The sequence below is a fragment of the uncultured Veillonella sp. genome (assembly GCF_915069625.1).
In the GTDB taxonomy this organism is placed as follows: domain Bacteria; phylum Bacillota; class Negativicutes; order Veillonellales; family Veillonellaceae; genus Veillonella.
In genome coordinates this window covers 1-10,598 of the sequence record NZ_CAJZFD010000057.1, presented here as the reverse complement: position 1 = coordinate 10,598, position 10,598 = coordinate 1, and the positions used below count along the sequence as shown (strand labels likewise).

11 protein-coding genes are annotated in these 10,598 nt (G+C 40.4%); all 11 read left to right on the top strand.

Features of this window, described 5'->3' with window-relative positions; translation table 11 throughout:
* Positions 1–114 precede the first annotated feature (114 nt).
* The 11 genes from ruvC to QZ548_RS04415 all read left to right on the top strand — a co-directional run bounded on the left by ruvC (position 115) and on the right by QZ548_RS04415 (position 10,497).
* The gene (gene ruvC / locus QZ548_RS04465; protein ID WP_005387349.1) at positions 115–609 is read left to right on the top strand and encodes a crossover junction endodeoxyribonuclease RuvC; all 495 of its coding nucleotides are present in this window, start codon (positions 115–117) and stop codon (positions 607–609) included.
* The gene (gene ruvA, locus QZ548_RS04460) at positions 609–1,217 is read left to right on the top strand and encodes a Holliday junction branch migration protein RuvA (RefSeq protein WP_119206519.1); all 609 of its coding nucleotides are present in this window, start codon (positions 609–611) and stop codon (positions 1,215–1,217) included. Before ruvC ends, ruvA begins: the two co-directional genes overlap by 1 nt.
* Before the next feature lie 2 nt (positions 1,218–1,219).
* On the top strand, positions 1,220–2,224 hold the full coding sequence (gene ruvB / locus QZ548_RS04455; RefSeq protein ID WP_005387352.1) for a Holliday junction branch migration DNA helicase RuvB: 1,005 nt from the start codon (positions 1,220–1,222) through the stop codon (positions 2,222–2,224).
* Positions 2,225–2,226: 2 nt separating this feature from the next.
* On the top strand, positions 2,227–3,816 hold the full coding sequence (locus QZ548_RS04450; RefSeq protein WP_295868631.1) for a SpoIID/LytB domain-containing protein: 1,590 nt from the start codon (positions 2,227–2,229) through the stop codon (positions 3,814–3,816).
* A gap of 11 nt (positions 3,817–3,827) precedes the next feature.
* A complete protein-coding gene (queA, locus tag QZ548_RS04445; protein WP_295868630.1) occupies positions 3,828–4,853 on the top strand; it encodes a tRNA preQ1(34) S-adenosylmethionine ribosyltransferase-isomerase QueA in 1,026 nt (341 codons plus the stop codon).
* Between the two features lie 8 nt (positions 4,854–4,861).
* Positions 4,862–5,977 carry a tRNA guanosine(34) transglycosylase Tgt gene (gene tgt / locus QZ548_RS04440; protein WP_295868628.1) on the top strand — a complete coding sequence of 372 codons (1,116 nt, stop codon included), beginning with the start codon at positions 4,862–4,864 and terminating at the stop codon, positions 5,975–5,977.
* A gap of 77 nt (positions 5,978–6,054) precedes the next feature.
* Complete coding sequence (gene yajC / locus QZ548_RS04435) at positions 6,055–6,345, top strand: preprotein translocase subunit YajC (protein WP_005387358.1); 291 nt, start codon at positions 6,055–6,057, stop codon at positions 6,343–6,345.
* Positions 6,345–6,911 (top strand): 5-formyltetrahydrofolate cyclo-ligase, encoded by a 567-nt coding sequence (locus tag QZ548_RS04430; protein WP_295868626.1) that lies wholly within the window; start codon positions 6,345–6,347, stop codon positions 6,909–6,911. The genes yajC and QZ548_RS04430 overlap by 1 nt, the downstream gene beginning before the upstream one ends.
* 21 nt (positions 6,912–6,932) lie before the next feature.
* On the top strand, positions 6,933–8,207 hold the full coding sequence (secD, locus tag QZ548_RS04425) for a protein translocase subunit SecD (protein ID WP_005387360.1): 1,275 nt from the start codon (positions 6,933–6,935) through the stop codon (positions 8,205–8,207).
* Positions 8,204–9,100, top strand: a complete 897-nt coding sequence (gene secF / locus QZ548_RS04420) for a protein translocase subunit SecF (protein WP_295868625.1) — start codon at positions 8,204–8,206, stop codon at positions 9,098–9,100. The genes secD and secF overlap by 4 nt, the downstream gene beginning before the upstream one ends.
* Before the next feature lie 221 nt (positions 9,101–9,321).
* The gene (locus QZ548_RS04415) at positions 9,322–10,497 is read left to right on the top strand and encodes an MFS transporter (protein WP_367113073.1); all 1,176 of its coding nucleotides are present in this window, start codon (positions 9,322–9,324) and stop codon (positions 10,495–10,497) included.
* Positions 10,498–10,598 lie beyond the last annotated feature (101 nt).

The window sequence follows — 10,598 nt, the reverse complement described above, 5'->3', positions numbered from 1 at the left end:
ATAAAATTTCTATGGAAATTCATAAACTTCGATGTGGTATTGTGCTATAATAAAATAGATTATGTAATGGAGGTAGGCGACAGCTTATCTCATTTTTAAACTAAGGGGGTTAAGGTGCGAATTATAGGTATTGACCCAGGCACGGCTATATGCGGTTATGGCATTATTGACGTGAAGGGGAGCAAATTAACACCTGTAGCCTATGGGGCTATCACAACTCCTAAGGAATTAACAGATTCACAGCGATTGGAAATTTTATTTAATGACCTAAGTGATATTCTAGAGGAATTCAAGCCTGATAAGTTCGGGGTAGAAGAATTATTCTTCAACCGCAATGTAACGACGGCCATCAAGGTCGGTCAAGCACGTGGTGTTATCTTATTAGCGGCTGAGCAACAGCGTATTCCTATTTACGAATATACACCGCTACAAATCAAGCAAGCCGTTACAGGTTACGGCAAGGCTGATAAGAATCAGGTCATTTATATGACAATGAATATTTTGGGGATTCGTGAGAAAATTAAGCCCGATGATACGGCAGATGCATTGGCTGTCGCTATTTGTACGGCTCATAGTTCTCACAATGATAGATTGAAGAGGTTGGTATAATGATAGGGTATGTACGGGGCATCGTAACACATCTCTTTAAAGAGTCTTGTTACGTAGATGTACATGGCGTAGGGTATCGTGTATATGTGCCGACCACTACGCGACAACAATTGATTGAAGGTCATGAGGCAACGCTATTCACGTATCTCAACGTACGTGAAGATGCGATGCAACTCTATGGCTTTTGGACGGAAGAGGAGTATGAGTTGTTTATTTTACTCATTTCTGTTTCTGGTATAGGGCCTAAAGTGGGGCTTGGCATTTTGTCTGGCATGACACCAGAGGCTTTCAAATTAGCTGTTATCAATGGCCAGGTACAGCAATTAACAAAGTTACCTGGTATTGGGAAGAAATCTGCAGAGCGACTTGTTCTTGAACTAAAGGATAAGTTAGCGAAGATGACACATATATCTGCAGAATCACCAGCAGCTATACAGCCGATTGGCGTTGCCGCTAGTGGTGCTACCGGTGAGGCTATTGAGGCTCTTGTGTCGCTAGGTTATTCAGAACGAGATGTGGCTGATATTGTAGAGTCTTTAGATGATGGTAAACGCGATGTATCTGAGTTGATTAAGGTCAGCTTGATTGAGCTTGGGAAAGGACGATAAGGATGAACGAAGAAGTACGCCTTGTCGGAAATGGCGAGCACGAAGAAGATATGTGGCAATATAGCCTGCGACCAAAATTTTTTAACGAATATGTTGGTCAAGAAGAGGCTAAAGGCAATCTAAATGTATATATTCAGGCTGCAAAGCAGCGTGGTGAAGCATTAGATCATGTATTGCTGTATGGTCCACCAGGTCTAGGAAAGACTACATTGGCAGGTATTATTGCGAATGAATTGGGTGTTAACTTTCGCATAACCTCTGGTCCTGCTATTGAAAAGTCAGGCGACTTGGCTGCCATCTTAACGAATTTAGATGATCACGATGTATTATTTATCGATGAAATTCATCGTTTGTCTCGCAGTGTAGAGGAAGTATTGTACTCTGCTATGGAGGACTATGCAATCGATATTATTATCGGTAAGGGTCCAAGTGCTCGAACGGTGCGCATTGATTTGCCAAAGTTTACTTTGGTAGGTGCTACCACACGAGCTGGGGCTTTGGCGGCACCATTGCGGGACCGCTTTGGGATTATTAACCGGTTGGAATATTATAAACAACCAGAATTAGAGTTTATTGTGACTCGGGCGGCAGAAATACTCCATATCGGTATTGAGCCGACTGGAGCCAGTGAAATTGCGCGTCGTTCAAGGGGAACGCCGCGTATCGCAAATCGTCTACTTAAACGGGTACGTGATTTTGCACAAGTCATAGGTGATGGGGTTATCACTCAAAGTATTGCAGATGATGCGTTACAGCGTTTATATATTGACAAAGAAGGGCTCGATCGAATCGATCGACGTGTGTTGGAGTGTATTATTGAAAAGTATGATGGAGGTCCAGTAGGGATAGATACTATTGCGGCAGCTATCAGCGAAGAGAGAGATACCATCGAAGATGTGTATGAACCATATTTGATGCAATTAGGATTTTTAGGACGTACACCGCGTGGGAGGGTGGCTACTAAACTTGCCTATGAGCATTTAGGTATTTCACAGACAGGGAAATAACAATGAAAACGAAACGATTACAATTGATGATAATGGCAACTTTGTTTTTAGGTGTAAATATTGGCGGTGCATCTGTTGCACAAGGGGCTACATTGCAACATAAAAGTGCAGTAGTGACTAAAAAGCCAACGCCGAAATCAACAGTATCTACAACAAATGTATCGAAAGTAAATACGACAAAGCGGTCAACTTTTCGACCACTTGTAACTAAACCGGCTCCAAAGCCTGTGGCAAAAGTGACTACAAAGTCTAATGCAACTAAGGCTGCAGCAACAGCTCAAAAGCCTGTTGCCAAATCTACAGTTACTAGTGCCAAGGCTACAACGGTAAAGCCAACTGCATCTAAGGCTGTAAAAACTTCTGATGCCAATAGTATTAAAGCTAATACGGCTGCTATTACGCGTAATAAAGTAGGTTCTGTTGTTACACCTGCTACGGAGCGTGTAGAAAATGTACCAAATGTACGCGTGTTGTTGGGGAGTCGCAGTTCCGATGCTACAGTTACATCTACTGCTAATCTGGTTGTGTTAAATAGTGCTAATGGTCAAGTAAGTACAATCAGTGCAAACCGTGGTACCTCTGTTGGTATTCGAAGTGGGAAAATTGCTGTCAATGGCAAGGCCATTGATACGGTAGTTACATTAAAACCAGCCAATAGTGATGCACCATTCTTGTTTGAAGGCAAAGGCTATCGTGGAGGACTTACATTACGTGCTAATAATGGAAAGATGATGGTCATTAATTCTGTACCTCTTGAAGACTATCTTTATGGCGTAGTTCCGCAAGAGGTCGTTCCATCTTGGCCAGCAGCTGCACTAGAAGCACAAGCTGTAGCGGCTCGAACTTATGCTCTTCATACTATGGAAGAGAATAAAGGTAAACTGTATGATGTGAGTACGTCCACAGATCACCAAGTCTATAATGGGGTTAGTGGTGAAACGCAAGCTACTACAAATGCAGTTAATAAAACAAAGGGTATGGTTATGTTATATAATCAACGCCCTATTAATGCTTTATTCCATTCTGATGGTGGCGGCTATACTGAGGATAGTGTCAATGTTTGGGGTAGCGATGTACCGTATTTGAAAGGTGTAAAGGATTTTAGTACTGGCACATCTACATCGAACTGGACAGTGACTACTTCTCGTCAGGCCCTTGAAAGTAAGCTTAACGCAGCTAGTAAAGGGGTTGGCAAATTGAAGAGCATTCAATTGACACCTCTTGGCAAGCCAGGTCAACAAACATCTGACCGCGGTGTATCTGGTCGCATTAAGAGTGCTACTTTCATAGGTACCTCTGGAAAAACGACCATTGATGGGGATTCTTTACGCAGTATTTTAGGCTTGAAATCAACACTATTTGATTTTTATGTAAATCATAACCCAGCCAAAGATACAGGTAAGGCGTATCATAATTTTACTGGTAGCAATGATACTGTCTATATTAAAGGCCACGGTTGGGGACATGGTCTTGGTATGTCTCAATGGGGTGCTGCAGAAATGGCTAAGCGTGCGACACCAGGGGATACAAATTATTACCAAACTATTTTGCGTCACTACTATAGTGGCATTACATTAAAGAAAATGTACTAATAAGGATTACGATGAAAGTTACAGATTTTGATTATGAATTACCAGAGGAACTAATTGCTCAACATCCTGTAGAGCCTCGTGATACAGCGAGACTGTTGACCTTAGACAAGGTTACAGGTGAAGTTGCGCATAAAGAGCATTTTTACGATTTGCTAGATGAACTCCACGAAGGGGATGTACTTGTATTTAATAATACAAAGGTTATTCCTGCGAGATTATATGGCCAACGTCAAGGCTCTGGTGGCAAGGTTGAGGTATTGCTCCTCACACCATGTGGTGAAAATCGCTGGGAATGCCTTGTTAAACCTGGTAAAAAATGTCCTATTGGTCAAGTTATCGAATTTGATGACCGATTAAGTGGGACCGTTATAGATAAAACTGAGTTTGGAGGTCGTATCATTGAATTCACTTGCGATGGTGTATTTGATGATGTGATACAAGAAATCGGTGAAATGCCATTACCTCCATATATTCATGAGAAGCTAGAAGATAAAGATCGTTATCAAACCGTTTATGCTAAGGAGAAAGGTTCAGCTGCAGCTCCAACAGCAGGTCTTCACTTTACACCTGAACTATTAGAAAAGATAAAAGCGAAAGGCGTAGAGCTAGAATTTGTTACCTTGCATGTTGGCCTTGGAACATTTAGACCTGTATCAGCGGAGACAATTGAGGACCATGAAATGCATAGTGAGTTTTTCGTCGTTTCTCAAGATACAGCTGATCGTATTAATGCGGCTAAAAGAAACGGACGCCGTATTATTGCGGTAGGTACTACTTCTGTGCGTACTCTTGAGTCAGCTACTAATGATAGCGGTGTCTTACAAGGCATTAGTGGATGGACACAAATCTTTATCTATCCTGGCTACAAATTTAAGATGATTGATGCATTGGTAACGAATTTCCACTTGCCTCAATCTACATTATTAATGTTGATTAGTGCATTGGCTGGTCGTGATCACTGTTTAGCGGCCTACGAAGAAGCTGTACGCGAACGTTATCGTTTCTTTAGCTTCGGCGATGCTATGTTTATACGTTAGGAGGGACTATGCCGAGTATTACTTATGAATTACAAAAGACATGTCCTCACACGGGGGCTCGTGCTGGTTTATTGCATACACCACATGGTACCTTCCAAACGCCTATGTTTATGCCTGTAGGTACACAAGCTACAGTTAAAACTATGACGCCTGAGGAATTAAAGGCGATGGGATCTCAAGTCATCTTGAGCAATACATACCATTTATTCCTTCGTCCTGGTCCTGAACTCATAGAAGAAGCAGGTGGCTTACATAAATTTATGAACTGGGATCAAGCTATTTTAACTGATAGTGGTGGGTTCCAAGTATTTAGCTTAGGCGATATGCGTAAGATTACTGAGGATGGTGTAACCTTTAGATCTCATATTGATGGGTCTAAACAGTTCCTATCTCCTGAGGTGGCCACAAAGGTACAAGAGCAATTAGGTTCTGATATTGCCATGGCTTTTGATGAATGTATTCCATATCCTGCGGACCATGATTATGCGAAGCGCTCAACAGCTCGTACCACACGTTGGGCTCATCGTTGCCAAGAGGCTCGTAAAGCCCATGACCGTCAAGGAATGTTTGGTATTGTCCAAGGTGGTATGTACAAAGACTTGCGCAAACAAAGTGCGGAAGAACTCGTAGCTATGGATTTTGAAGGCTATAGTATCGGTGGCTTATCCGTTGGGGAACCTCATGATTTAATGAATGAAATTCTTGAATACACAACCCCGCTATTGCCTACTAATAAGGCTCGTTATTTGATGGGCGTTGGTACGGCGGATTGTCTTGTAGAAGGCGTAGCACGTGGTATTGATATGTTCGACTGCGTATACCCTACACGGGTTGCTCGAAATGGTATGGCTATGACTTGGAATGGTCGCCTTAATATTCGAAATGCGCAGTTTGCTCATGATTGGGGCCCGTTAGAAGAAGGCTGCCAATGCTATACATGTAAAAATTATTCTCGTGCTTATATTCGTCACTTGTATAAGGCGGAAGAAATTTTGGCATTGCGTCTCGTAACGTACCATAATCTTTACTTCTTGCTTGAGTTTATGCGTCAAATGAGACAAGCCATCTTAGAAGATCGGTTCCCACAATTTAGAATGCAATTTTGGGATAGCTTTAAAAAATAGTAATTAAGTCTAGTCAAATCTATATTAGGTGGCTATACTAGAAAAGAAAAACATATTTATTATACTAGGAGGATAAAATGGAAGATATTTTACAAGTGTTGCAAACTAGCTGGCCTATTTTGTTGATGGTCGTAATCTTTTATTTCTTATTGTGGCGTCCACAAAAGAAACAACAAAAAGAGCGTGCTAATTTGTTAGGCAGCTTGAAGAAAGGCCAAAAAATCGTTACTATCGGCGGTATTTATGGCGAAATCGTTGAACTTGATGATGAAAAAGTAAAGGTTCAAGTATCTGAAAAAGTAGAGTTAACATTTGCACGTTCTGCAATTGCTAACGTTCTTTCCAAGAAAAACAAGGAAGAAAAATAATGAATACAAAGGAAGCAGTGCGCCGGGCGTGCAAGGCCCAGCGCGCTGCTTTATCCGTTGCTGATTGTAATACATGGACTACGCTTTTGACAGATCAAATTGTTAATAGTCCTGAGTATATATCAGCTAATACCATTATGGCCTATTTGGCGATGCCCAAGGAGGCCAATTTAGACGATGTTATTCGTCATGCTTTAGAACATGGTAAATCCGTATATGTTCCAGTATGTACAGATAAGACGACCATGATTGCCGTTCGTCTTAAGTCTCTAGAATCTATCACTCGTGGTGTGTTAAATATACGCATTCCCTCTGAGCCATACGAGGTTATTAATCCACATGACTTGGATTTGATTTTAGTGCCTGGTGCTGGCTTTGACCGTCAAGGCGGTCGCATGGGGATGGGGAATGGGTATTACGATCGATTTCTCAAGGAACTTTCACCACGTACATTTATGGGCGTATGCTGGTCAGTACAATTGTGGGATACACCAATCCCAATGGATGAACTGGACCAACGGATGAGCAAAATTGTAACGGAGCAAGGCGTTATACATTGCGTATAGTAGTAGAAGGGAGCAACTATTTTGAACGGTAAAGCTATTATCAAGTTTTTAGTAGTCATTGCTGCCATCATTGGATTGTTTGCGTATTTTATTCAACCATTAGCAGGCTCTTTGAAACAAGGCCTAGACTTGCAAGGTGGTACGCACATCGTATTGGAAGCAGAGGACTCTGCCACTGGTACAGCTGACAATGATGCAGTGGAACGGGCGAAGCAAATCTTAGAGCGTCGTATTAATGAAATGGGTTTGTCTGAACCACTAGTACAACGTGAAGGTGCTCGTCGTATTATCATCGAATTGCCAGGTGTAAAAGATCCTGACGAAGCGATTAAACGTATCGGTAAGACAGCAGTCTTGGAATTTAAAAACGACCAAGGTCAAACTGTTATGACTGGTGATGATTTAAAAGATGCAAAAGAAGAGTTAGGTCAAAATAAACAACCACTCGTTGCTATTGAATTAAGCGATGAAGGGGCTAAGAAATTTGCTGATTTAACATCTAAAAATATTGGTCGTCGTATTGCCATTACATTGGATGGTAAAGAATTGACTAATCCTGTAGTACAACAAGCAATTACAGGTGGTAAAGCAACTATCTCTGGTAGTCAAAGCTTAGAAGAAGCTAAAGACTTGGCTATTTTATTACGTTCCGGTGCATTGCCTGTTAAAATTAATGTATTGGAAGTACGTACAGTTGGTCCTTCTTTGGGTCAAGACTCCAAGGATAAATCTGTTGTAGCCTTCAGTGCTGGTATTGCAATGATCATGATTTTCTTGGTTATTTTATATCGTTTTTCTGGTATTGTAGCTAATATTGCATTACTTGTTTATGTTATGCTCTTATTGCTTGTATTAGGTAAAGGCTTTAATGCGACTATGACATTGCCAGGTATCGCGGGTATTATCTTATCCATGGGTGTTGCTGTAGATGCGAACATTCTTATCTTTGAACGTTTTAAAGAAGAGGTGTTCTCCGGTAAGTCCATGCGTGTAGCCATGGAAGCTGGTTTCAGTCGTGCTTTAGCAACAATTACAGATGCGAACGTATCTGTTATCATTACTGCTGCTATCTTGACAATCTTAGGCTCTGGCCCTGTAAAAGGTTTCGCTATCAGCTTAGGCGTAGGTGTTGTTGTAAGTATGTTCACAGCGATTACTGTGAGCCATTTCTTATTGCGCTTACTTATTGATTGTAACTTTACGAACCATCCATTCTGGTTTGGTGCGAATATCTCTCCAAGCACAAGTGCTGACGCATTTGCACCAAAATCTTTGAAAGGAGGTAAACGCAAATGACATTAGACGTAATTAAGCATCATCGTTGGTGGTTTGCTATTTCCTCCACACTTGTTATTATCAGTTTGATTTCCATCTTTACTAAAGGCTTTAACTTTGGTATTGATTATACTGGTGGTACGATTGTTGAAGTTGTATTTGATCAGCCCGTAGAGGTTAGTCAAGTTCGTGACGTCCTAAAAGAATATAATCTTGAAAACGCACAAATTCAGCTTTCTGGCGATACTACTGGTGATACAGCGGGCGAAGACGTAATGATTCGTACACGTAATCTTGAGCCTAGTGAAAGTGCCGCTGTGATTGAATCTTTGACTAAATCTATTGGTAACAATACAGTTAAACGTATTGAAACTGTAGGTGCTGTAATTGGTTCCGAAGTTACAAAACATGCGTTGTTAAATCTTGTTATAGCGTTTGCGGCATTAGCATTGTATATTTCTTATCGCTTTGAATATAAAGTTGCTATTTCTGCGCTCGTTGCTATTTTCCATGATTTGATTATGGTTCTTGGGGTATTCTCTTATTTCCAATTAGAAATTGATGCGTCTTTCTTGGCGGCTATTCTTACGGTTGTAGGTTACTCCATGAATGAATCTGTAGTTATCTTTGACCGTGTTCGCGAAAATACACATACACATAAACGTTCTGATACATTTGCAGATCTTGCGAATGCATCTATTACACAAAGTATTCACCGTAGTTTCTATACATTGGCTACCGTTATGTTTGCCTGTGTATCCCTTTATCTATTCGGTGGGGACACTACAAAGAACTTTGCTCTTTGTATGATTATTGGTTTTGCTAGTGGTGCGTATTCCTCTATCTGTGTAGCTACATCCTTATGGGTTATGTGGAAGAGTCGCAACAAGAACGATATCCGCAATCAACAATAATATATAATGCTTTTACCTATTATTGGTAAAAGTATAAGAACCTCTCTGTATTATATTCAGAGAGGTTCTTTTTATGTATCATCTACTAATAAATTATTACCATGGATAACTCATACATATATGTATAGGATATGTATATAGTAAGGTCTATACTTATTGAATTCTTTGTATATGGGGCGTAAAATAGCAAAGTAACACAATGTTGAAAAGGGGATAGATAAATGGATTCAAATCGATTATGGAGCCCTGCTTTTATAAACTATGGTATAAGCAGGGGCATTTTATATATGACACAATATGTTCTCGTAGCAGCCTTGCCGATAGTTATAACCTCTGAATTAAGTGGAAGTGATTTAGATGCGGGATTAGCGATGACCTATTTTCAAATAGGAACAATTGTATGTAGGCTCTTTGCAGGTCGCTTGATTGATGGCTTTAACAAACGAGTTGTATTACTACTATCAACTGCTTTATTTTTCATCATTATGGGGCTCTTTAATTTTACAACCTCTTTAGAAGCCATCTTTGTATTGCGGGGGCTACATGGTGTTGTATTTGCTTTAGGCACAACTGTAATGGCGGCGTTGGCGGTATTGGTGTTACCTCCTAATCGAAAGGGGGAGGGCATCAATATGTTTGCTATCTTTTCGAATGTGGCAATGGTGTTGGGGCCTGCAATAGGCTTATATGCACTTGCTTCATATGGTAGTATAGCTCTCTATCTTTTCTTAACTATTATGACAGGGTTAGTCCTAGTATTGAGTAATAGTATTCCCTTATCAAAAGAATTAGCAATGCCTAAACCATCTACTCACAAAGGGTGGCATATATCTCAATTTATTGAAAAAAGAAGTTTGCCTTGGGCTTTAATGGGACTGTTTATTGGCTTTACCTATTCTGGTGTGTTAGTATTTATTCCCATTGAGTTAAATAGTATGGGTTCTGGTATTTGGGGCAGTGCATTTTTTGCTATCTTTGCTGTAATGATCATAATCAGTCGACCTCTAGTAGGAAAAGCATATGCTCGGTATGGCTCTAAATATATTATCTACCCAGGCCTAGTACTCTTTATACTAGGACTATTAGCGTTAGGAATAGCTACTACGCCATTAACCATAATATTAACGGCCCCTTTGTTAGGTTTAGGTTATGGTGCAGCACAACCAGCATTTCAAGCGTTAGCCATTCAATCAGCACCAATAGAACGGGCTGGGGTATCGACAGCAACATATTTTTTAGCATTAGATATAAGTGTGGGGGCGGGATCTGTCATTCTTGCTCTGTTAGCTAGTGCTGTAGGATATCAGTATCTTTATATGTTTACAGCGGTGACAATGATTGTAGCGTTGGCTTTATATCATATATGGATAAAGAGGTATACGCCTCTAGAACTGTAAAACAAATATAGTGATATAGTAAAAGCTACTAACCGTATTAGACTATTAGACACAATATAATAATCAATCCTTAGAATGTATTTTATGGTATGTTCTAAGGA

Bases quoted from the DNA above. Each gene is read 5' to 3' on its own strand.
- ruvA (WP_119206519.1), top strand. From the start codon at position 609: ATGATAGGGTATGTACGGGGCATCGTAACACATCTCTTTAAAGAGTCT.
- ruvB (WP_005387352.1), top strand. From the start codon at position 1,220: ATGAACGAAGAAGTACGCCTTGTCGGAAATGGCGAGCACGAAGAAGAT.
- QZ548_RS04450 (WP_295868631.1), top strand. From the start codon at position 2,227: ATGAAAACGAAACGATTACAATTGATGATAATGGCAACTTTGTTTTTA.
- queA (WP_295868630.1), top strand. From the start codon at position 3,828: ATGAAAGTTACAGATTTTGATTATGAATTACCAGAGGAACTAATTGCT.
- tgt (WP_295868628.1), top strand. From the start codon at position 4,862: ATGCCGAGTATTACTTATGAATTACAAAAGACATGTCCTCACACGGGG.
- yajC (WP_005387358.1), top strand. From the start codon at position 6,055: ATGGAAGATATTTTACAAGTGTTGCAAACTAGCTGGCCTATTTTGTTG.
- QZ548_RS04430 (WP_295868626.1), top strand. From the start codon at position 6,345: ATGAATACAAAGGAAGCAGTGCGCCGGGCGTGCAAGGCCCAGCGCGCT.
- secF (WP_295868625.1), top strand. From the start codon at position 8,204: ATGACATTAGACGTAATTAAGCATCATCGTTGGTGGTTTGCTATTTCC.
- QZ548_RS04415 (WP_367113073.1), top strand. From the start codon at position 9,322: ATGGATTCAAATCGATTATGGAGCCCTGCTTTTATAAACTATGGTATA.